We start from the raw sequence: 22,267 nt of genomic DNA, 5'->3' as shown, positions 1-22,267 counted from the left end.
TACGGGTTAGGCACCCTCACTCCAGCGCGGCACCGACGGCCGTACAGGGCCTCGACACGGAGGGGACAGGGGAAGAGTGGGAGGATCGCACCATGGCCGAACAGCTGCACCCCGCTCCACATGACCCAGCCCCCTACGACGCCCTGCTGCTGCTCTCCTTCGGCGGGCCCGAGGGACCGGACGACGTGGTTCCGTTCCTGGAGAACGTGACGCGCGGCCGCGGCATCCCCAAGGAGCGGCTGAAGGAAGTCGGTCAGCACTACTTCCTGTTCGGCGGGGTCAGCCCGATCAACGACCAGAACAGGGCGCTCCTCGAAGCGCTGCGCAAGGACTTCGCCGGTGCAGGGCTGGACCTGCCGGTCTACTGGGGCAACCGGAACTGGGCGCCCTATCTGACCGACACCCTGCGGGAGATGGTCCTCGACGGCCGTAGGCGGGTTGCGGTGCTCGCGACGAGCGCATACGCCTCGTACTCGGGATGCCGGCAGTACCGGGAGAATCTGGCCGACGCGCTTGCCGCCCTGGAGACGGAAGGGCTGCCGCTGCCCCGGGTCGACAAACTGAGGCACTACTTCAACCACCCGGGGTTCATCGGTCCCATGGTGGAGGGCGTGCTCGCCTCACTCGCGGATCTACCCGAGGACGTACGGGCCGGAGCGCACCTGGCCTTCACCACCCACTCCATCCCGGACGCCGCGGCGGACGCGTCGGGCCCGGTCTGGGAGCACGGCGAGGGCGGGGCGTACGTGAAACAGCACCTCGACGTGGCCCGGGTGATCGTCGACGCGGTACGGGACGAGACCGGTGTCGAGCACCCCTGGAAACTCGTCTACCAGTCGCGCAGCGGAGCCGCGCACATCCCCTGGCTGGAACCCGACATCTGCGACCACCTCGAGGAACTGCACGCGAGCGGGGTGCCCGCCGCGGTGATGGTGCCGATCGGGTTCGTTTCGGACCACATGGAGGTGCTGTACGACCTCGACACGGAGGCCACCGCCAAGGCCGGCGAGCTGGGGCTGCCGGTGAGACGCGCGGCGACGGTCGGTGCGGACCCCCGGTTCGCGGCGGCGGTCCGTGACCTGGTGCTGGAGCGCGCGGCGACCGAGCGCGGGACAGTGGTGGAGCGGTGTGCGCTGGGGGCGCTCGGTGCCTCGCACGACCTGTGCCCGATCGGGTGCTGCCCGGGCCGGTCGGAGCGGTCCGCTGCCGCCGGGGCCGACAGCCCCTACGCCTGAGACCGGCGGTCCGTGCGGCTGAGGCCGACGGTCCGCAACCCGACGACACGACCCTGCGCACGACCCATGAGGAGACCCTGGTGACCGACCCCGTGCTCGGTGAGCTGCTGACCCTGGCCCTGGAGGCCGGGCGCAGGGCCGGAGCCCTGCTGCGTGACGGGCGACCGGACGATCTGGCCGTGGCCGCCACCAAGTCCAGTCCGATCGACGTCGTCACCGAAATGGACATCGCCGCCGAGAAGCTGATCACCGGCTTTCTGGCCGACGCCCGGCCCGACGACGCCTTCCTCGGTGAGGAGGGTGCGTCGACGGAGGGCACGAGCGGTGTCCGCTGGGTGATCGACCCGCTCGACGGCACGGTCAACTATCTCTACGGGCTTCCCACGTGGGCGGTCTCGATCGCTGCCGAGCGCGACGGGGAGACCGTCGTCGGCGTCGTCGAGGTGCCGATGAGGGGCGAGACCTACCGGGCGGTGCTCGGCGGCGGCGCCTTCTGCGGCGACCGGCGACTGCGCTGCCGGCCCGCACCGCCGCTGGACCAGGCGCTGGTGTCCACCGGCTTCAACTACGTCCAGTCCGTGCGCAGCCACCAGGCGGACGTCGCCCAGGAGCTGATCCCGCGCCTGCGCGACATCCGGCGCAGCGGCTCGGCCGCGGTCGATCTCTGTGATGTGGCCGCCGGCCGTCTCGACGGGTACTACGAGCGCGGACTCAACGCCTGGGACCTCGCCGCCGGCGACCTCATCGCCCGTGAGGCGGGCGCCCTCACCGGCGCCCGACCGGGCGAGCGCCCGTCCGGCGACCTGGCGGTCGCGGCCTCGCCAGGCGTCTTCGAGCCGCTCCAGCGTCTGCTCGAGGACCTGGGCGCCTGGCACGACTGAACCCGCCCCGGGGAACCGTACGCAGCGCCCTCGGACGGCCGGTGCACCCACGACGCCCGGGCGACGCATACGAAGGGGCCCGATGCCGCATGACGGCATCGGGCCCCTTCCCAGCTGTCAGGCGCTCGCGGCGCCGACTTCCACGCCGTGCTCGGCGGCGAGGCGATGCAGGTCGTCCAGCTCGGCCTGCTCGACATCGGCCAGGAAGTCGTCGCCCGTCTCGCGAGCCCGCGTGAGGTCGGTTTCCGTGGTTCTGATGCGCTGCAGGAGTCCTGCGGTGAATGCGTCCATGGTTGCGCCCCCTCGTCGTGGGTCTGTGGCACGGGGGTGTGCCTACGGCGGGTTGATCACGCTCCCTCCCTGGGGGGTCAGAGAGCGGGGTGTGGCAAGCCACATACATGGCGTGATCGCGGGTGTGCAGTCGTCCTCCCCAGGCACACCCGCGGGGAAACCTCAACTTCTCCGGGAATCCCGTGAATTCCCTGCGCCTCCGGCGTGTCCCTCGTAGGCGTGAGAACGACTTACATCCGGTTTACGCGCGTAAGGGGCAGGATGGAGGCACACAGTCAGTGCCAGCCCGTACTAAAGCCTGCCCTGATCACGGGTCGGGGCGGGCCCCAGAGGAAGGACCAGCCACGTGCGCGTACTCGTCGTCGAGGACGAGCAGCTGCTCGCCGATGCGGTGGCCACCGGACTGCGCCGGGAGGCCATGGCGGTCGACGTCGTGTACGACGGCGCCGCCGCACTCGAGCGCATCGGTGTGAACGACTACGACGTGGTCGTTCTCGACCGCGACCTCCCGCTCGTCCACGGCGACGACGTCTGCCGCAGGATCGTGGAGCTGGGCATGGCCACCCGCGTGCTGATGCTCACCGCCTCCGGCGACGTCAGCGACCGCGTCGAGGGCCTTGAGCTCGGAGCCGACGACTACCTCCCGAAGCCGTTCGCGTTCACCGAGCTCACCGCGCGTGTCCGTGCCCTCGGCCGGCGTACCACCGTGCCGCTGCCGCCCGTCCTGGAGCGCGCGGGAATCAAGCTGGACCCGAACCGCCGCGAGGTCTTCCGCGAGGGCAAGGAGATCCAGCTCGCCCCCAAGGAGTTCGCCGTGCTGGAGGTGCTCATGCGCAGCGAGGGCGCGGTCGTCTCGGCCGAGCAGCTGCTCGAGAAGGCCTGGGACGAGAACACGGACCCGTTCACCAACGTCGTGCGCGTCACGGTCATGACGCTGCGCCGCAAGCTCGGCGAGCCGCCCGTGATCGTCACGGTTCCCGGCTCCGGTTACCGGATCTGAGCCCGTGGCCACGCTACCAGCGCCCCCCACAGCGCCCCCGAAGCCGAGCTGGGACCCCGGCGAGCCGGTACGGCCCTGGTTCAGGCCGACCATCCGGATAAGGCTCACGCTGCTCTACGGCGGGATGTTCCTGATCGCGGGGATCCTGCTGCTCTCGATCATCTATCTCCTCGCGGCCCAGGCCGTGCAGGTGGGCAGCGAGCTGCCGTTCAAGATCGTCAGCGGCAGCGTGACCAGCGAGGTGTGCAACTTCCCCGACAACGCCGGGCCCGCGCCCGAGGTCAACCGGTTGATGAATGCCTGTGTGACCGAGCAGCGCCAGCACGCCCTGGACGAGCTGCTCACCCGCTCCCTCTTCGCGCTCGTCGGTCTGAGCGTCATCGCCTTCGCGTTCGGCTACGCCATGGCGGGCCGTGTCCTCTCACCGCTCGGCAAGATCACCCGCACCGCGCGCCGCGTGGTCGGCTCGGACCTCTCCCGGCGGATCGAGCTCGACGGCCCCGACGACGAGCTCAAGGAGCTCGCCGACACCTTCGACGAGATGCTGGAGCGGCTCGAGCGTGCCTTCACGGCGCAGCAGCGGTTCGTCGCCAACGCCTCGCACGAGCTGCGCACGCCGCTGGCGATCAACCGCACGCTGCTGGAGGTCCATCTCTCCGACCCCGGAGCGCCGGACGAGCTCAAGCAGCTGGGCAAGACCCTCCTCGCCACCAACGAGCGCAGCGAGCAGCTCGTGGAGGGCCTGCTGCTGCTCGCCCGCAGCGAGAACCAGATCGTCGAGCGCAAACCGGTCGACCTGGCCGAGGTCGCCACACGGGCCGTGGACCAGGCGCGCGGCGAGGCCGACGCCCAGGGCGTGGAGTTCCGCGGCCGGCGCGCGCCCGCCCTGGTCCAGGGCAACGGCGTCCTGCTCGAACGGATCGCCCTGAACCTCGTCCAGAACGCCGTCCGCTACAACGTGCCGGAGGGCGGCTGGGTGGAGGTGACCACCGAGATCGTGCACGGACAGGCGATCCTGGTGGTGTCCAACACGGGGCCGGTGGTCCCGGCGTACGAGATCGACAGTCTCTTCGAGCCGTTCCGGCGGCTGCGCCAGGAGCGCACGGGCAGTGACAAGGGCGTGGGACTCGGCCTGTCGATCGCCCGGTCGGTTGCGCGTGCCCACGGTGGCCGTATCATCGCGGAGCCGCGCGAGGGCGGCGGCCTCGTGATGCGGGTTACCCTGCCGGTCTGATGCCCGGCAGGACCCGCGATCGACGTGGTCGTCGGCCGCCGTGACCGGAATTTTCTTCTGTTCGCTTTACGCGGAATTTTCGGGACTCGTACCGATCAAGTTCGTGTGTGATCGATCACAGAGAGGAATTTCCGGCCATCTACTCTCCGTGATCAATAGTCCTGTCGGAAAGCCGGGAAAAGTCCGGGTTTCCGGGGGTCGAGATCACGGGAAGTACACGGGGTGGCGCCCGTGAAGTGCGACATTCGGACCGTGTACGGTCCCGATCGCCGCCCAACCCGATCACGTTTGAGGGGTCCGGTTGGGTGTCGATTGAGTAACAGACCTTGATGTGAGGCAAAATCTCCGCCTCGGGTCGGGCACAAGTCCGGCCTCTCACGCGTTACGTGCGCTGGAGACACCGCAGACACCCAGAGGGGGAGAGCGACATGGCAACGGACTACGACACCCCACGCAAGACCGATGACGATCTCAACGAGGACAGCATCGAAGAGCTCAAGGCTCGCCGGAACGACAAGACGACGTCCACCGTCGACGTCGACGAGTTCGAGGCTGCCGAGGGCCTGGAGCTGCCCGGGGCCGACCTCTCGAACGAGGAGCTGGCCGTTCGGGTCCTGCCGAAGCAGGCCGACGAGTTCACGTGCATGAGCTGCTTCCTGGTGCACCACCGGAGCCAGCTGGCCCGTGAGAAGAACGGACAGCCGATCTGCCGCGACTGCGACTGAGGGCCGGTCGGTCGTGGCAGGCGGGACACCGCCCCGGAAACCTTCCAGGAGGCTCCACTTCCGGCGGAAGGGTTCCCAGGAGCCCGAGGCGCCCTGGAGCGCTCCGGGCCCGTGGGACGGCGCTGTGACGCCGGACGGAGCCGGGTCCGGGCACGCCGGCCACCTGCCCCCCTCCGGCGACGCACACGACGACGGGCGGGGCCTCCCGGCCTCGCTCGAGGCGGTGCCGGAAGACGGGCGCTCCGCCACGGCCCGGCGCCTGGACTCGATCAGGAGCGGCGTACGCAGGAGCGGCGTGGCGGCCAAGGCCGCGCTCGGCTTCATCACCGACCGGCTGATCGACACCGCACCCCGTATCCCGGTGCGCGACCTGGCGACCCTGCGCGAGCAATTCCCGGGCCTCGGCCCCGAGGAACTCGCCGACAAGCTGGTCGCGGGAGCGGCCAACGCCAGTTCCACCGTCGGGGCCGGCATCGGCGCGGCGGCCATGCTGCCCGTGCCGCCCGCGATGCCCGCCGAGCTGGCCACGGAGATCATCAGCGTCGCCGCGATCGAGCTGAAGCTCGTCGCCGAGCTGCACGAGGTCTACGGCATGCGACCGCCGGGCGGTTTCAGGGAACGCGGCAACGCCTATCTGACCTCCTGGTCGGAGGAGCGCGGTATCGACGTGAGCAAGCCCGCGACGATCAACGCAGCCCTGGGCGGCCAGCTGAAGCGTGAGCTGCGTCAGCAGATCATGAAGCGCATGGTCCGCAATCTGCCGAATCTGATGCCGTTCATGGTCGGTGCCGCCGTGGGCGCCGTGATGAACCGGCGGGACACCAGAAAACTCGCCCAGCGCATCAGGAAGGATCTGCGCACACACCAGATCCCCTGGGACGCCCTGCCCGAGCTGCCCCGGCTGGAGAAGCCGAAGGGGGAGCTGCCGGCCGAGCTCCCGCCCGAACTGCGCAGACAGCTGGAGAGCTGAGCCCTCCGGGCCGAGCCGTGGGCGTCGCCGGTCCACAACCCGCAGCCCGGATCGACCACGCGCTGGGCAAGCAGCCGGCTGCCGGGCGTCCGGCGGAGGGCCGCGCCGTGCGATTGACCCCGCCCCCGGTACGAGCCGCCGAGGTGGAGCCGCCCGATCAGCCGTCGGTCAGTCCCCGGCCGTCAGTCCCCGCGGACGGCGTCGAGCGCGGCCACCAGGCCCCGGGGGTCCCGGGTCGAGAGATACACATAGGGCGTCGGGTCCTCAGGGTCCGTGACCAGCACCCGCACCGCCGTGGGCACATAGCTGCGCAGCAGCATGTACGCCCGCGGATCAGCCTTGTACGAACGCCACGCCCGCGCCTCCTCGGCGTCCAGCACCTCGGCATCGCCGAGCGCCGCCACCGGGATACGGGCATCACCTGCGACCAGCGACTGCGCCACCACCCGGATCCGTGCGGAGCCGTACGAACTCACCGCCGCCGCCGCGAGCGCCCCCGCCCCGATGAGCCCGCCCAGCATCGCCACCGTGCCCAGCGGGAGCAGCACCAGAGCGCCCGAGAGCGCCACCAGTGCGGTGAGGACCCACCAGGAGCGGGGGGCGGTGAGGCGTTCGTCGTAACGCGGCGCGGAAGGCGCGCCGGAGGGCGTGGCCGAGGGCTGCATGGTCCCAAGCTTGGCACGGCGCGACCTGCGGCTACCCGCGCGGGTAAGGTCTGCGCCTGTGAGTAGCACACTGACCCCGCCGGCCGACGCCCTGCCGCCGGTACGACATCCCGACGCGCCCGCCCCGGGCGACCCCCTCGGCGCGCACTACGAGTACTGCTTCGGCTGCGGCGGGGAGCAGCCGCACGGACTGCACCTGGAGGCACGGGCCGGCGAGGGCGTCAGTCTCACCGCCGAGTTCACCGTCACCGCAGCCCACCAGGGCGCGCCGGGCCTCGCCCACGGCGGTGTACTGGCCACGGCGCTCGACGAGACGCTCGGCTCGCTGAACTGGCTGCTGCGGGTGATCGCGGTGACCGGGCGGCTGGAGACCGACTTCGTCCGTCCCGTACCCGTGGGCACGGTGCTCTTCCTCGAGGCGGAGGTCACCGCCGTCAGCGGCCGCAAGATCTACTCCCGCGCCACCGGCCGGATCGGGGGTGCCGATGGGCCCGTCGCCGTCCGCGCCGAGGCGCTCTTCATCGAGGTGAAGGTCGACCACTTCATCGACAACGGCCGCCCCGAGGAGATCCAGGCGGCGATGGCCGATCCCGACCAGGTGAGGCGCGCCCGCGCCTTCGAGGTGAACCCCTGATGCGCAATCCCGTCGATGTACTGATCCGGCGTGTGGACCCGGAAGTGCCGATCCCGTCCTACGGACATCCGGGCGACGCCGGAGTCGATCTGGTGACCACCGAGGCCGCCGAACTCGCACCCGGAGAGCGCACGGTTCTGCCCACGGGGGTGTCTGTGGCGCTCCCGGACGGGTATGCGGCCTTCGTGCACCCGCGCTCGGGGCTGGCGGCCCGTTGCGGCCTGGCCCTCGTCAATGCCCCAGGGACGGTGGATGCCGGGTACCGTGGGGAGATCAAGGTGATCGTGGTCAATCTGGACCCGCGTGAGAGCGTGCGGTTCGAACGGTTCGACCGGATTGCTCAACTGGTCGTCCAGCAGGTCGAGAAGGTGCGCTTCCACGAGGTGGCGGAGCTTCCCGGCTCGGCGCGGGCCGAGGGGGGCTTCGGGTCCACCGGCGGTCATGCCGCCGTGGGCGGGTCAGCCGTGGGCGGCGCACAGGGTGGGAATCGATACGCTTCGGTCGTATCCGACCGGGAAGGACAGTGACGTGTTCGGACGTCGCAAGAAGAGCAGTTCCGCTGGGGATGCAGCGGATGTGGCGGGCGAGGCCGAGCAGGTCGTCGACGAGCTCGACACGGAGGACGCGGCGACGGAGCAGGATGAGCCCCGCCGGGTGAACCTTCCGCCGGCGCCCCGGCCCGACGGCCCCTGGGACGTCTCCGAGGTCACCAGGCCCGGCGAGGGCCGGGTGGACCTGGGCGGTCTTTTCGTGCCCGGAGTCGAGGGCATGGAGCTGCGCGTGGAGGTCGCGGGCGATGCGATCGTCGCGGCGACGGTCGTGCTGCGCGACAGTGCGGTCCAGCTGCAGGCGTTCGCCGCGCCCAAGAAGGAGGGCATCTGGGGCGAGGTCCGCGAGGAGATCGCCTCCGGCATCACGCAGCAGGGCGGCGTCATCGACGAGGTCGAGGGCCCGCTGGGCTGGGAGCTCCGGGCGCAGGTGCCGGTCCAGCTCCCGGACGGCACCGGGGGCGTGCAGCTGGTGCGCTTCGTCGGTGTGGACGGGCCGCGGTGGTTCCTGCGCGGAGTGATCTCCGGACAGGGCGCGGTACAGCCGCAGGCGGCCGGTCTGCTGGAGCAGGTCTTCAAGGACACGGTCGTGGTACGTGGTGAGGGCCCCATGGCGCCCCGCGACCCGATCGTCCTCAAGCTGCCGAACGACGCCCAGATGGTGCCCGAGGGCGTCCAGCAGGAGGAGCAGGAGACGTCCCGCTTCTCCGGTGGGATGGGACAGCTGCAGCGCGGACCCGAGATCACCGAGGTCCGCTGACGATCCACCGCGATGGGCCGCACCCCGTGACGGGTGCGGCCCGTCCGCTTTTCCGGGCGCCGGTCCCCGGTCTCACGGGCCGGGGGCGCCCCCTCGACGGCGGCCCGCACCCTGATCGAGGCCGTGGCCCCGGCCCAGCTCCCCGCCCGTGCCGCACGCGCCTCGCAGACCGACGCCTCTCTTGCCCGCGCTGCCGACGGGACTCCACGGGGAGGGAACGGACAGCAGGGCCGACCCCTCGGGTGCGCACAGGACGGCGGGGTCGACCGGGGCGCACAGGGACGACGGGGCCTGTCCTTCCAGGCGCCGGGCCTGCGCGCTGAGCGCCGGGCCTGCGCGTGGCCGGCTCCCTGGTCCTCCGCTTGTGCCTCCTGTGCGCACGTCCGTGTTCGACGCGCTGAACTCGGCGTTCAACTCCCTTGCTGCTTGCGGTTGTTCTCCCCGATACTTGGCCGTCGTCCAAGGGGTGAGCGGTACCACCGGTACCAGGGGGGCTCATGGGGGAACGAGGATCGCCGCGCACGCCTGCCCTGCTGCGGCATGTCCGTCAGCACGGACTGGTGCTGTGCGCGGCCGGCCTCGCCGTCCTGCTCGCCGCCACCGTGCTGGCCGCTCTCGCGACACTCGCCGAGGGCGCCGTCGAATCCGGCGCACGACAGCGCCTCGCGGCCGACCAGGACGCGGCGGTCACGGTCAGCGGCCCCCACGCGAACGGAGACCGCGACCGGTACGACCGGACGGACGCCGCGACACGCGCCGCCGTCGCCCGTGCCTTCGACGACGTCCCGCATCGCACCGTGGCGACCCTGCGGGCCCCCGCCTCCCTCTCCACCGCGCTCGCCGTGACCGGCGAGGACGGCGCCCCGCGCGACGACGTGACGGCATCCGTGGTCGCCCTTGGGGCCCCGGCGGCCCACGCCACGCTGCTGTCGGGGCGCTGGCCGGCAGCCGCCGGGCCGGTCGTGGAAGCCGCCGTGCCCAGGGCGCTGGCCGCCCGGCTGGGGCTCAGAGCCGGAAGCGAGTTCGGAATCCGTGCCACTGCCGGGGAGAGCCTGCGGCTGAGGGTGACCGGAATCCACGGGACCGGCGACCGCGACCCTGCCCTGTGGAACGCGCTGTCCGGGCGCTTCGGCGGACCGGAGGACCTGGTCGTCGTCGACCGCGGTGCGTTCCTGAGCACACCAGGGCTGGCGGGGGACGCCCGGGACATCTGGATCGGGCAGCCCGATGTGCAGGGCTTCCGGCTCGGTGACATCGAGCCGCTCGGCAGACGGATGCGCGCCTTCGGCCGCAGTGACACCGCCCTGTCCGTCTTCCGCGGCAAGGGGCCGCCCAAGGCCGGACTCGAAGTCGCCGACGGCCTCGCCGGGGCGCTGGTCCGGCTGGAAACACCGGTCGCGGTCGCCCGCGCCGGGCTCTATGTCCCGGCGACGCTGCTGGCCGCACTCGCGGCCGCCGCTCTCGTCCTCACCGCACGTCAGCTCGCCGAGCACCGCCGTCCCGAGCTCGCACTGCTCGCGGCCAGGGGCGCCGGGACGTCCCGCCTCACGGGCGGCGCCGCCGCGCAATGGGCTGCCGTGGCCGTGCCCGCCGGGTGCGCCGCGCCGTTCCTCGCCGAGCCGCTGCTCAGGGCGCTCGGCGGCGGCCCGCCCCCGGCGCCGGTGTTCACAGCGGCCTGGTCGGCGGCGCTCCTTGCCGTTCTGGTGCACGGCGCCGCCGTACTCCTGCCGACGTTCCGGGCCGTACGGGACCGGCGGTCCGTGTCCCGGCTGCGCCTGCGCATCGGCCGGCACGCCGGCCTGCAGCGCGCGGGCACCGACGTGGGACTCGCCGCGGTGGGGTTGCTCGGCTGGCTCCAGCTGCGCCGCTATCGCTCACCACTCTCCGTCGACGGCGGAGCCGTCGACCCGGTGCTCGTCCTCGCTCCGGTCGCCATGACCACCGCAGCCGCACTGCTGGCGCTGCGTCTCCTGCCGTTCGCCGCCCGCGCGCTCGATCCGCTTGCGCGCCGGGGCCGCGGCCTGGTGCTTCCGCTCGCCGGCTGGCAGATCGGCCGTCGGGCAGCACGCCACGCCGGCCCCGCCCTCGTCGTCACCCTCGCACTGGCCGTTGCCGCGCTGAGCTCCACCGCTCTGGCGATCCTGGACCGCGGCGACCACGACCAGGCGGTGTTCGAGGTGGGCTCCGACCTCAGGATCGAGCCGGGGTCCGAGGAGGGCGGTGGGCTGCCCGGCGGCGGCCGCCGTGCCGCGTACGAGGCGCTCCCGGGCGTCTCGCGGGTCACCCCGGTCCTCGAACTGCCCGCGACCGTCGGCCGGAGCCGCATCGGGATCACCGGGATCAACACCACCGAGGGTCCCGTGCCCACCCTGCGGCCCGATCTCGCCGACCGGCCGCTGTCCGAGCTGCTGGCGCCGCTCGGCCGGTCCGGGCCCGGTCACGGCCTGACCCTCGCGGCACCGGGGGACCGGCTTCCCCTGCGCGTGCGGCTCGCTGTCGACGGGCCGGGCAGACCCGTGCCCGTACGGCTCACCGTCCACTACGAGGACGGCGACGGCCTCAGCCACCTCGGCTCGGTCGCCCTCCCGGACACCGATGGCCGGCCGCAGCTGGTCCGGGTCCCCGTCCCCGCACGAACCGGACCCGTCCGCATCCTCCAACTGCAGCTGGGCATGCACGGTGAGAGCCTGCGGCGCACCTACCGGCTCACGATCGACCAGGTCCCGGGAGTGACCCGGGCGCCCACATGGCGCGACACCTCCGGCCGTCCGGGCAGGTACGCGGCGGGCTGCCCCGGGGCGAAGCAGCAGCAGCGCGAGGAGGGGGCTGCGGGGCCCGTGCTCTGCCAGGACCGGCCGCGGCGGGGGGCGCTGCTCGACGCGGTCCTGCGCGGCCCCGACGTGTCCGTCCCGCATCCCAAGTGGGACCTCAGGCTCGCCGTCGGGACGGGCCGGGCACACGGCCCGGTGCCCGCGCTCGCCGACGACGCGCTCCTCGCCACCGGCAAGGTGAAGGTCGGCGACCGGGTCGACGCCACCCTCGCGGACGGCACGGTGCTGGGCCTGCGGCTCACCGGACGCATCGGTGCCGTTCCCGGAGCGGAGCGCGGTCACCCCCGCGTGCTGGCCGACTCCCGTGCCATCGCCGCCCGGCTGGCCGACGGTGGCCGGCTGCCCGGCCCGGAGGCCGCGTGGCTGCTGTCCACGCGCACCGCCGACGCCTCGGCCGCGCTTCGCGCGGTGAGAGCAGACCCCCGCCTGGGCACCGCCGACGACGTGCCCACGCGGCAGGCGGCGCTGGCCGCCGATCCGGTGCGCAAGGGCGCCCGGGAGGCCCTGAGGCTCTGCCTGCTGCTCGCCCCGCCCTTAGCCGTGGTGGCCTTCACCCTCCACACAGCCCTGTCCGCCCGCACCCGGCAGCGCGAGTTCGCCCTGCTGCGTGCTCTGGGAGTACGGCGCAGAGCACTGTGGGCCGTCCTGTGGACGGAGCAGCTGGGACTCGCGGCGGTGGCGGCCCTCGTCGGCACCGCCCTCGGCACGGTGCTGGCCACGCTGATCATGCCGGTCGTCACGGTCGACGCCGGCGGTCGCGCGGTCCACCCACGGCTGCTCACCGAGATCCCCTGGGCGCGGGTCTCGCTCACGGCGTCCGTCACGACGGCGCTGATCTGCGCGGTGGTGACCGTCGCCGCCCGGTTCCTGTCGAAGGTGGACCTGGCACGTGTGCTGAGGGCGGGGGAGGACGGATGACGCCGACCGACGGCCGGGCCGGCGAGGGTTCCGCCGCACGGCGAGGCCGTCCCCTGGACCGCGGTGGCGCCGGACCCGCCGGTGGCGCCCCCGGCCGACGCCCGCGGTGGGGGCCGGACCCCGTACTCGTACGGGAGGCGCGCGCGGATCTGGCGTTGCTCCTCTGCCTCGCCGCTCTGGTCGGGCTGCTCACCGCGGCGACCGCGTCGGCTCCGCCGCTCCTCGACAGACTGGCCGGGCAGGCCCTCGCAGGACGTGTCGAGGAGGCCCAGCGAACCGTGTCCGGCGTGGAGTTCGCCGCCGTGCTCGGGCCCGAGGGACAGGACGGCGGCGGTCTCGCCGCGAACAGCCCTCCTTCCCCTCTCCCGGAGGCGCTCGCCCGCACCCGGGACGTGATCGCCGACGCCGAGCCGGAGCTGATCGCGCGTTCGATGGTGCCCGCATCCGTGCGGGCCGAGATGCCGCCGACCCGGGCGGTCGTACGGGGGCGCCAGGTCGCGGTCGGCCTGATGTACGCGGACGACGCACCCGCGCCCGCCGGTTATGCGGCGGGCCGGCCGCCGCGCGAGGCCCGTGGAGTGGCCGAAGTGGCCGTCTCCACCCGCACCCGGGACACCTTGGGCCTGCGACTCGGCGAGCGCATCGCGCTGCGGCCGGGGGGAGTGGTGCCCCTCGTCGGGACCGCCGTCGTGGTCGGGTTCTTCACCCCGGCGGACAGCCGGCTCTCCCGCGAGGTGCCTGCGCTCACCACACCGCTCACCACCACGGGCCAGGGCACCGGATACGACCACCGGATCGTCGCCCTCACCAGCGCGGGTGCCCTGGAGGCGCTGCAGCGCCAGGCGAACGTGGACTTCGCCGTCGTCTGGAGGACACGGCTGCTGCTCGACGACGCCACCGCCGCACGGCTCGCCACGGACCAGGGCCGGGACCAGCTGCAGCGGGCGCTGCTGCGCCACCAGGACGGCGCCAACGAGAAGTACTGCGGCACCTCTTCGACATTCGGGGGCCAGAACTGTGCTGTCGGCCGCCACCCCGCCACCTCGCTCAGCCACCGCTCCCCACTTCCCGACGCCGTCGCCGACTTCGGAGCCGAGTGGACGAGGGCCCGCGGACTGCTCTCCTTCGCGCTCGCTTCCGTGATCTGTGTGGGATTCGCCGCCTGCGTGGTGACGGGGCTGCTGGCCGTACGGCGCCGGCTGCCCGCCCACCGGCTGCAGCGCGCCCGCGGGGCGTCGGCCCTCGGCCTCGCGTGCGCCAGGGGCGCGCAGACCCTCCCCGGTGTCCTGGCGGGCCTGGCGGCGGGTCTCGCCTGCGCGGCGGCGCTCGCCCCGGGCGGGGCGAGCGGGCCGGCGTACGGTCGGGGCCTCGCGGTCGCCGCCCTGATCTGGGCGCTGCTGCCCGCGCTCACCTGGCGTGCGGTACGGGACCGGGGGCCACGCGACCACGAGCAGGACCCCCGCCGCCGACGCGCACGCCGGTTGACTGCGGAGGCCGTGGTCCTGCTCCTCGCGGCAGGCGGAGTGCTCGCGCTCCGGGCCCGTGGCCTGGACGGCGGTCCTGATCCACAGCTCGCCGTCGTGCCGGCGCTGCTCGGCCTCGCGGTCGTCCTGCTGCTGATCCGCTGCTATCCGCCGTCCCTGCGGCTGCTGGCGGGCCGGTCGGCGCGCGGTCGAGGCGCCGTAGGGCTGATCGCTCTGTTGAAGGCGGCCGGGGACGCCCCCGCCCGGGCAGCGGCGCTCCTCGTCCTGGTGGTCACCCTCGCCGCCGGGGTGTTCAGCAGCCTGGTCACCGGCACGGTCGCCGAGGGCCGCCGCACCGCGGCGGACCGGCACGTCGGAGCCGACGCATCGTTCGTCGGCTCCGGCGCCGCAACCGAGTCCGTGGCACGGCAGCTCGCGGCCGCCCCCGGTGTGCGTCACGCCGTTCGGTTGCACCGGGCCGGCACCGAACTGGTCGACGCCCGCGACGGCGACGGGGAGGGCAGGGCCGACCTCGTCGTACTGGACGCGTCCCGGCTCGCCGCCGCCGCTCCCGGCTCGCCCGCGGCGAGGGCACTGTCCGCCTCAGCCGCCGGTGGCGGCGACTCCGGGATACGTGCCCTCGCAGGTCCCGGGCTGCCCACCGGAACGACGTACAGGACGCGCCTTCTGGGCCATGACGTACGTATCCGGATCGTCGGAACCCTGCCCGGGGACGCGGCGAACGACCCCGCGCTGGGACCGGTCCGCGAGGGGCGGGACGAACCGCTGCTCCTCGCGGACGTCTCGGAGCTGCGGGGAATCCCGCTGCACGGGAGCGAGGGCGGCGCCCTGCTGCTGTACGGGCCGGGGACCGACGCCACCGCCCTGCGCGCGATCGTGCCGCGCTCCGGACCCGGCGGACCCGCCGGAGAACTGCGCGTCCGCGCGGAGGAGGAGCGGGAGACCGGGAACGACGGTGTGCTGCGCACGCTGACGCTCGGGTACGGCGTCTGCTCGGTGCTGGCCGGACTGCTCGCCCTGCTCGCCCTGGTGCTCGATCTGGTGCTGTCGGCGCCCGAACGCGGCCGTACGGCGGCCCTGTTGCGTACCCTCGGGCTCGGCGGCCGTGCCACGACGGCGCTGCACCTGACGCAGTTGCTGCCCGTCGTGGTGGCCGCGTCGGTGGGCGGCATCGGGCTGGGGGCGGCGCTGCCCGTGCTGCTCGGACCGGCGTTGGGGCTGCGCGAGTTCACCGGCGGACCCGCGGAACCGGCCCTCACCACCAGCCTGCCGGTCGCGGCGGCACTGGGTGCGGGATTCGTCGTACTCGTCGCCGTCGCCGTTGCGGTGGAGACCCTGCTGGCCCGGCGCCGAGACCTCGGCGCGGTTCTGCGACCGGGGGAGGAAGCCCGATGACCGAGCTCAGTGCACTGGAGGCGCGCGCCCGCGCCGCACGCGTCGCCTCCGACGACGACGCGCTCATCGTCTGCGACAACGTCGTTCGTGTCTTCCGCACCGAAGGCGTCGAGGTCCAGGCGCTCCAGGGTCTCGATCTGCTGGTCGAGGAGGGCGAATGCGTCGCGCTCGTCGGGGCGTCCGGCTCCGGCAAGTCCACGCTGCTCGCGATTCTCTCCGGCCTCGACCTGCCGACGGCGGGCCGGGCCCGTGTGGCGGGCCACGACCTGCCGGCCATGAGGCGCGCGGAGCGTGTCCGCTACCGGCGGCGGACGGTCGGATTCGTCTGGCAGCAGACCGGCCGCAATCTGCTGCCGTACCTGACCGCTCTGGAGAACGTCATGCTGCCCATGAAGTACGCGCGTGTCCCCCGTCGGCTGCGCGAGGCGCGGGCCGGCGACCTCCTCGGCGCGCTCGGCATCGCCCACTGCCGCGACCGCCGCCCCGCGGAGCTCAGCGGAGGGGAGCAGCAGCGTGTCGCGGTGGCCGTCGCGTCCGCCAACACCCCACGTGTGCTGCTCGCCGACGAACCCACCGGCGAACTCGACACCGCCAGTGGGGAGGACGTCTTCGCGGCGCTGCGGCGGGCCAACGAAGAGCTCGGTGCGACCGTCCTCGTCGTCACGCACGATCCGCTCGTGTCCGGGCAGGTGCGCAGGACGGTGCTCATCAGGGACGGCCGTACATCGACGGAGACCCTGCGGGAACAGGGCGGGGACGGCGAGGAGTTCGCGGTTCTGGACCGGGCGGGGCGGCTGCAGCTTCCGCGGGAGCACCTGGAGCGGTACGGGCTGCGTCACCGGGTGCGGCTGACCGCCGAGACCGATCACATCGGCGTCTGGCGGGACTCGCCGGGCTCCTGACCATTGTCCGGACGCGTGCCGTCTGCACATACTGACGCGGCATCGTTCACACGGGGCTACACGGGGGACCGCATGACCGAGAGCACGGCCGGACACACCACGGGCACTGCCGTGGCCGAAGAGCCCGGAGGTGGGCCGATGGTCCGCGTCGAGAACCTGCGTCGCTCGTACGGCACCGGCGCCGCAGCCGTCCACGCCCTGCGCGGGGTGTCCTTCGAGATCCCGCGCGGAGAACTCGTGGCCCTCAAGGGCCGCTCGGGTTCCGGAAAGACCACACTGCTCAATCTGGTCGGCGGCCTGGACAGCCCGGACGAGGGGCGGATCGCCGTCGACGGCACGGAGCTCTCGGGGCTCGGTGAGAAAGGGCTGCTGGAGCTTCGCCGCGACCGTATCGGGTTCGTCTTCCAGTCCTTCGGGCTGATCCCGATCCTCACCGCGGCGGAGAACGTCGGCGTACCGCTGCGACTGCGCAAGACCGACCCGCGCGAGCGCGAGGAGCGCGTCGAACTGATGCTCTCCCTCGTCGGACTCGCCGATCACGCCGCCCAGCGGCCCGGCGAGCTGTCCGGCGGGCAGCAGCAACGGGTCGCCATCGCCCGCGCTCTGGCCAACCGCCCCGCGCTGCTGATCGCTGACGAGCCGACCGGTCAGCTGGACGCCGAGACGGGCCTCGCGGTCATGGAGCTGTTGCGCGCGGTGGTCCGCAGCGAGGGGGTCACCGCCCTGGTCGCCACGCACGACGCCCAGCTGCTCGGCCTCGCGGACCGGGTGCTCGAGCTGAGCGACGGCGAGATCAGCGAGCAGTAGCCGGGACGTCCGCCCCCGGCCGCATCAGAATCGCGTCAATACGCTCCCGACCCCCTGCAGCATGTCCCTTTTGTCGGATTCGATGGTTGTAGCTTCGACAAGGCGTCCGAGGCGGACGCAGCCGTCCTGGGCGGCCACTGAAGGACAATGAGGGGCATGGGACGCGGCAAGCTTCGGATCTACCTCGGCGCGGCGCCGGGCGTCGGCAAGACCTACGCGATGCTCTCCGAAGCCCACCGCCGGGTCGAGCGGGGCACCGACTGCGTCGTGGCCCTCGTGGAGCACCACGACCGGCCGCGGACCGAGGTCATGCTGCACGGCCTGGAGCAGGTTCCGCGCCGCGACATCGAGTACCGGGGCACCGGTTTCACCGAGATGGACGTGGACGCCGTCCTGGAGCGCCGTCCCTCCGTCGCGCTGGTGGACGAACTCGCCCACACCAATGTGCCGGGCTCGCGCAACGCCAAGCGCTGGCAGGACGCCGAGGAACTGCTCGCGGCCGGGATCGACGTCATCTCGACCGTCAACATCCAGCACCTCGAGTCGCTCGGCGACGTCGTCGAGTCGATCACCGGCATCCGGCAGCGGGAGACCGTCCCCGACGAGGTCGTCCGCCGCGCCGACCAGATCGAGCTGGTCGACATGTCCCCCCAGGCACTGCGCCGCCGCATGGCGCACGGCAACATCTACAAAGCGGACAGGATCGACGCGTCCCTCTCCAACTACTTCCGCCCGGGCAACCTCACCGCCCTGCGCGAACTCGCCCTGCTCTGGGTCGCCGACCGCGTCGACGAGTACCTCCAGCAGTACCGGGGCGAGCACAACATCCGTTCCACCTGGCAGGCCCGCGAACGCATCGTCGTCGGGCTCACCGGCGGCCCCGAGGGCCGGACCCTGATCCGACGGGCGGCCCGCATGGCCGCCAAGGGCTCCGGGAGCGAGATACTCGCCGTCTACATCGCCCGCAGCGACGGTCTGACCGCCGCCTCCCCCAAGGAGCTCGCGGTCCAGCGGACCCTCGTCGAGGACCTCGGCGGCACGTTCCACCACGTCATCGGCGACGACATCCCCTCCGCACTCCTCGAATTCGCGCGCGGAGTCAACGCCACCCAGATAGTGCTCGGCTCCAGCCGCCGCAAGACCTGGCAGTACATCTTCGGACCCGGCGTCGGAGCCACCGTGGCCCGCGAATCCGGGCCCGACCTCGACGTCCACATCGTCACCCACGGCGAGGTGGGGCGCGGCCGCGGGCTGCCCGTGGCCCGGGGGGCACGGCTCGGGCGTTCCCGGATCGTGTGGGGCTGGCTGACCGGCCTCGTGGGCCCGGTCCTGCTGGCGCTCCTGCTGATCCGGGCCGACGCCGATCTCGGCCTCGCCAACGACATGCTGCTGTTCCTGTCGCTGACGGTGGCCGCGGCACTGCTGGGCGGGCTGCTCCCGGCGCTGGCCTCCGCCGCCTTCGGTTCACTCCTGCTGAACTACTACTTCGCTCCGCCCCTGCACCGGTTCACCATCGCCGACCCCAAGAACATCGTGGCGATCGCCGTGTTCTTCGGGGTCGCCGTCGCCGTCGCCTCCGTGGTCGACCTGGCGGCACGGCGCACCCACCAGGCGGCCAGACTGCGCGCCGAGTCCGAGGTCCTGTCCTTCCTCGCGGGCAGCGTGCTGCGCGGCGAGACGAGCCTGGAGGCACTGCTGGAACGGGTGCGCGAGACGTTCTCGATGGACTCCGTCGCCCTGCTGGAGCGGGAGAGCGACGTCGACCCGTGGACCTGCGCGGGAAGCGTCGGGCCGCACCCCGTCCACCGTCCCGACCAGGCCGATGTGGACATGCCGGTCGGCGACCACATGGCTCTGGCGCTCTCCGGCCGGCCACTGCCCGCCGAGGACCGGCGCGTGCTCGGCGCCTTCGCCGCCCAGGCCGCCGTCGTCCTCGACCGCCAGCGCCTCGTCGGGGAGGCCGAAGAGGCCCGCAAGCTCGCCGAGGGCAACCGCATCCGCACCGCGCTGCTCGCCGCCGTCAGCCATGATCTGCGGACACCGCTCGCCGGCATCAAGGCCGCGGTCACCTCGCTCCGCTCAGACGACGTCGAATGGTCCGAGGCGGACCGGGCCGAGCTGCTCGAAGGCATCGAGGAGGGCGCCGACCGTCTCGACCATCTGGTGGGCAATCTGCTCGACATGTCCCGGCTGCAGACGGGCACGGTCACCCCGCTCATCCGCGACATCGACCTGGACGAGGTCGTCCCCATGGCGCTGGTCGGCGTCCCGGACAGCGCGGTCGGACTGGAGATCCCCGAGACGCTGCCGATGGTCCGCGTCGACAAGGGCCTGCTGGAGCGGGCGGTGGCCAACATCGTGGAGAACGCGGTCAAGTACAGTCCCGACGCCACACCCGTCGTCGTGTCCGCGAGCGCGCTCGGCGACCGGGTCGAGATACGGGTGGTGGACCGCGGCCGTGGCGTACCCGACGACGCGAAGGAACGGATCTTCGAGCCCTTCCAGCGGTACGGCGACGCCCCGCGCGGCTCCGGCGTCGGCCTGGGCCTCGCGGTCGCCCGGGGCTTCACCGAGTCGATGGGCGGCACCTTGTCCGCCGAGGACACCCCCGGTGGCGGGCTGACGATGGTCCTCACCCTCCGGGCCGCCGGCACAGCCGCCCCGGTCACCCCCGAACTCCCCGCCCAGGTCACCGGCTGACCCCGGCCCCGGAGCCCTCGCAGAGCCCCTGCGCACGGACGAGAGAAGGAAAGGCAGGCAGGAATGACCCGAGTGCTCGTGGTCGACGATGAGCCGCAGATCGTACGCGCCCTCGTGATCAATCTGAAGGCGCGCAAGTACGAAGTGGACGCGGCCCCCGACGGGACGACCGCGCTGCAGGTCGCCGCGGCACGCCACCCTGATGTCGTCGTCCTCGACCTCGGCCTGCCGGACATGGACGGTGTCGAGGTGATCAAGGGCCTGCGGGGCTGGACCCGTGTGCCGATCCTGGTGCTCTCCGCCCGGCACACCTCCGACGAGAAGGTCGAAGCGCTGGACGCCGGCGCCGACGACTACGTGACCAAGCCCTTCGGCATGGACGAGCTGCTGGCACGGCTGCGCGCCGCGGTGCGCCGGGCCGAGCCCGCCGGCGGCGACGACGAGATCGTTCTCGTCGAGACGGAGGGCTTCACCGTCGATCTCGCGGCGAAGAAGGTCCACCGGGACGGCAAGGACGTGAGGCTCACCCCGACCGAGTGGCATCTGCTGGAGGTCCTGGTGCGCAACACCGGGCGGCTGGTCAGTCAGAAGCAGCTGCTCCAGGAGGTGTGGGGCCCCTCATACGGCACCGAGACGAACTATCTGCGGGTCTACATGGCGCAGCTGCGACGCAAGCTGGAGGCCGATCCCTCGCATCCGAAGCACTTCGTCACGGAGCCCGGTATGGGATACCGCTTCGAGCGCTGAGACCGGCCCGGCGCCGCCAGGATCGGGACACTGCCGGCACCGGACCCGGGGCCGGCGCCCGCCGCGCCGGCGTCCGGCCGGAACGGACCGGACCGGTGGTGGCACGCAGTGATGGGCGGCACCTGACCGAGGCCGGAGGGCGCCCCGGTACGCTTTCTGTTATGAGTGCCGCATCCCGATCCGAGAACGGCGAGAAACCGGCCGGCCGCTTCCGCCGGATGCTCGACCGTCTGTCCAGCTCCCAGCAGGACCTCGAGTCCGAGGAGCTCAGGGAGGACGCGCAGGCATCGGGCTGCACACGCATCTCCGACTGCGGCGACCGACAGATCGTGAAGGTGACTGGTACCTTGCGCACGGTCACCCTGCGACCGAGGGCCGGCGTGCCGGCCCTGGAGGCAGAGCTGTTCGACGGCTCCGCCGCCCTGGACGTGGTGTGGCTGGGCCGGCGCTCCATCGTGGGCATAGAGCCGGGCCGCAAGATGATCGCCTCGGGCCGGATCGCCATGAGCCACGGCAGGCGGGTGCTGTTCAATCCCAAATACGAGCTGCGACCGCTCGGACAGGAGTAGCCGGTGACGTCTCTCGACAAGCCGACCACGCAGGAACCGGAAGACAGCGGCCACGACGACGTCAAGGCCGTCACGGAAGCCGCCCTGTTCGAGGCCTTCGGCGGGGTCCGGGGCTTGGTGGAGACGGTCCTGCCCGGACTGCTCTTCGTCACGATCTTCACGATCAACAAGGACCTGCACATCTCGGCGATCGCGGCGCTGGCGGTGTCGCTGCTCCTCGTCGCCGTACGGCTGATCCGCCGGGACACCGTGAAGCACGCGTTCAGTGGCGTCTTCGGAGTGGCCTTCGGTGTCGTCTTCGCGATGATGACCGGCAACGCCAAGGACTTCTATCTGCCGGGCATGCTGTACACGCTGGGCCTCGCCCTCGCGTACATCATCACGACCATCGCCGGTGTCCCGCTGATCGGGCTGATCCTCGGCCCGGTCTTCAAGGAGAACCTCTCCTGGCGCACCCGCAACCCCGGCCGCAAGAAGGCCTACGCCAAGGCCAGCTGGGCCTGGGGCCTGATCCTGCTCACCAAGTGCGCGATCCTCTTCCCGCTCTACTGGTGGGCGGACACCACCCAGTTCGGCTGGGTCCTGGTCGCCCTCAAGATCCCGCCCTTCCTGCTGGCGGTCTATCTGACCTGGGTCTTCCTGGCGAAGGCCCCGCCGCCGATCGACGTCTTCGCGGAGATGGAGGCCGAGGAGCGGGCCGCGGAGGAACGTGAGGCGGCTGCCGCACGGGAACGCGAGGGGTAGAACGCGAAGGGCATGCCGTCGAACCGCATGCCTCGAAGGGCCCGGGACCCTTGGTCCCGGGCCCTTCGCATGCCGGCGTGCAGCCGCATCCCCCACCCCGCCCGCACTCCGCAATGCAGTCCCACGCGCGGGCACGCGGGCGCGCCCCGTGCGACGGACCGTCCGACCGGTGATCTCGCCTGGGGCGCGCTCGGGCCGACCGGTGTCGGCTGCGGCCCTGAGCGCGG

General features: G+C 72.5%; 19 protein-coding genes. 17 read left to right on the top strand and 2 right to left on the bottom strand.

Annotated elements, in window-relative coordinates:
• Positions 1-92: 92 nt before the first annotated feature.
• Entirely contained in the window at positions 93-1,235 is a 1,143-nt protein-coding gene (locus AC068D_RS27835; RefSeq protein ID WP_478825836.1) for a ferrochelatase, read from the top strand.
• An 80-nt stretch (positions 1,236-1,315) separates the two neighbouring features.
• Positions 1,316-2,116, top strand: coding sequence for an inositol monophosphatase family protein (locus AC068D_RS27830; protein ID WP_478825835.1), 801 nt, complete (start codon positions 1,316-1,318; stop codon positions 2,114-2,116).
• A gap of 117 nt (positions 2,117-2,233) precedes the next feature.
• Here AC068D_RS27830 and AC068D_RS27825 read toward each other — a convergent pair whose 3' ends face one another.
• Complete coding sequence (locus AC068D_RS27825; RefSeq protein WP_478825834.1) at positions 2,234-2,407, bottom strand: hypothetical protein; 174 nt, start codon at positions 2,405-2,407, stop codon at positions 2,234-2,236.
• A gap of 346 nt (positions 2,408-2,753) precedes the next feature.
• Here AC068D_RS27825 and AC068D_RS27820 point away from each other — a divergent pair, with 346 nt between their 5' ends.
• The 4 genes from AC068D_RS27820 to AC068D_RS27805 all read left to right on the top strand — a co-directional run bounded on the left by AC068D_RS27820 (position 2,754) and on the right by AC068D_RS27805 (position 6,336).
• Positions 2,754-3,407 (top strand): response regulator transcription factor, encoded by a 654-nt coding sequence (locus AC068D_RS27820; RefSeq protein WP_478825833.1) that lies wholly within the window; start codon positions 2,754-2,756, stop codon positions 3,405-3,407.
• Positions 3,408-3,411: 4 nt separating this feature from the next.
• The gene (locus tag AC068D_RS27815; protein WP_478825832.1) at positions 3,412-4,641 is read left to right on the top strand and encodes a sensor histidine kinase; all 1,230 of its coding nucleotides are present in this window, start codon (positions 3,412-3,414) and stop codon (positions 4,639-4,641) included.
• Positions 4,642-5,069: 428 nt separating this feature from the next.
• Entirely contained in the window at positions 5,070-5,366 is a 297-nt protein-coding gene (locus tag AC068D_RS27810) for a DUF4193 domain-containing protein (RefSeq protein WP_166632484.1), read from the top strand.
• Between the two features lie 13 nt (positions 5,367-5,379).
• Complete coding sequence (locus tag AC068D_RS27805) at positions 5,380-6,336, top strand: hypothetical protein (protein ID WP_478825831.1); 957 nt, start codon at positions 5,380-5,382, stop codon at positions 6,334-6,336.
• 182 nt (positions 6,337-6,518) lie between these two features.
• Here the strand turns inward: AC068D_RS27805 and AC068D_RS27800 are convergent, their stop codons facing one another.
• Positions 6,519-7,001 (bottom strand): DUF3093 domain-containing protein, encoded by a 483-nt coding sequence (locus tag AC068D_RS27800; protein ID WP_478825830.1) that lies wholly within the window; start codon positions 6,999-7,001, stop codon positions 6,519-6,521.
• A gap of 58 nt (positions 7,002-7,059) precedes the next feature.
• On the opposite strand from AC068D_RS27800, the gene AC068D_RS27795 reads away from it, so the two are divergent.
• The 11 genes from AC068D_RS27795 (at position 7,060) to AC068D_RS27745 (ending at position 22,040) form a co-directional block, all read left to right on the top strand.
• Positions 7,060-7,635, top strand: coding sequence for a PaaI family thioesterase (locus tag AC068D_RS27795; protein ID WP_478825829.1), 576 nt, complete (start codon positions 7,060-7,062; stop codon positions 7,633-7,635).
• Complete coding sequence (gene dut, locus AC068D_RS27790) at positions 7,635-8,162, top strand: dUTP diphosphatase (protein ID WP_478825828.1); 528 nt, start codon at positions 7,635-7,637, stop codon at positions 8,160-8,162. The genes AC068D_RS27795 and dut overlap by 1 nt, the downstream gene beginning before the upstream one ends.
• 1 nt (position 8,163) lies before the next feature.
• Positions 8,164-8,943 (top strand): DUF3710 domain-containing protein, encoded by a 780-nt coding sequence (locus tag AC068D_RS27785; protein WP_478825827.1) that lies wholly within the window; start codon positions 8,164-8,166, stop codon positions 8,941-8,943.
• A gap of 497 nt (positions 8,944-9,440) precedes the next feature.
• Positions 9,441-12,692 carry an FtsX-like permease family protein gene (locus AC068D_RS27780; protein WP_478825826.1) on the top strand — a complete coding sequence of 1,084 codons (3,252 nt, stop codon included), beginning with the start codon at positions 9,441-9,443 and terminating at the stop codon, positions 12,690-12,692.
• On the top strand, positions 12,689-15,571 hold the full coding sequence (locus AC068D_RS27775) for an FtsX-like permease family protein (protein WP_478825825.1): 2,883 nt from the start codon (positions 12,689-12,691) through the stop codon (positions 15,569-15,571). The genes AC068D_RS27780 and AC068D_RS27775 overlap by 4 nt, the downstream gene beginning before the upstream one ends.
• Positions 15,568-16,473, top strand: a complete 906-nt coding sequence (locus AC068D_RS27770; protein ID WP_478825824.1) for an ABC transporter ATP-binding protein — start codon at positions 15,568-15,570, stop codon at positions 16,471-16,473. The genes AC068D_RS27775 and AC068D_RS27770 overlap by 4 nt, the downstream gene beginning before the upstream one ends.
• 72 nt (positions 16,474-16,545) lie before the next feature.
• The gene (locus tag AC068D_RS27765; protein WP_478825823.1) at positions 16,546-17,280 is read left to right on the top strand and encodes an ABC transporter ATP-binding protein; all 735 of its coding nucleotides are present in this window, start codon (positions 16,546-16,548) and stop codon (positions 17,278-17,280) included.
• A 156-nt stretch (positions 17,281-17,436) separates the two neighbouring features.
• The gene (locus AC068D_RS27760; protein WP_478825822.1) at positions 17,437-19,980 is read left to right on the top strand and encodes an ATP-binding protein; all 2,544 of its coding nucleotides are present in this window, start codon (positions 17,437-17,439) and stop codon (positions 19,978-19,980) included.
• A gap of 63 nt (positions 19,981-20,043) precedes the next feature.
• The gene (locus AC068D_RS27755; protein WP_478825821.1) at positions 20,044-20,727 is read left to right on the top strand and encodes a response regulator; all 684 of its coding nucleotides are present in this window, start codon (positions 20,044-20,046) and stop codon (positions 20,725-20,727) included.
• 161 nt (positions 20,728-20,888) lie between these two features.
• Positions 20,889-21,296 (top strand): OB-fold nucleic acid binding domain-containing protein, encoded by a 408-nt coding sequence (locus AC068D_RS27750; protein WP_478825820.1) that lies wholly within the window; start codon positions 20,889-20,891, stop codon positions 21,294-21,296.
• A gap of 3 nt (positions 21,297-21,299) precedes the next feature.
• On the top strand, positions 21,300-22,040 hold the full coding sequence (locus tag AC068D_RS27745) for a DUF3159 domain-containing protein (RefSeq protein ID WP_478825819.1): 741 nt from the start codon (positions 21,300-21,302) through the stop codon (positions 22,038-22,040).
• Positions 22,041-22,267: the final 227 nt, after the last annotated feature.

The organism is Streptomyces sp. NPDC043861, assembly GCF_056435905.1.
This window is presented reverse-complemented; position numbering and strand designations above follow the sequence as displayed.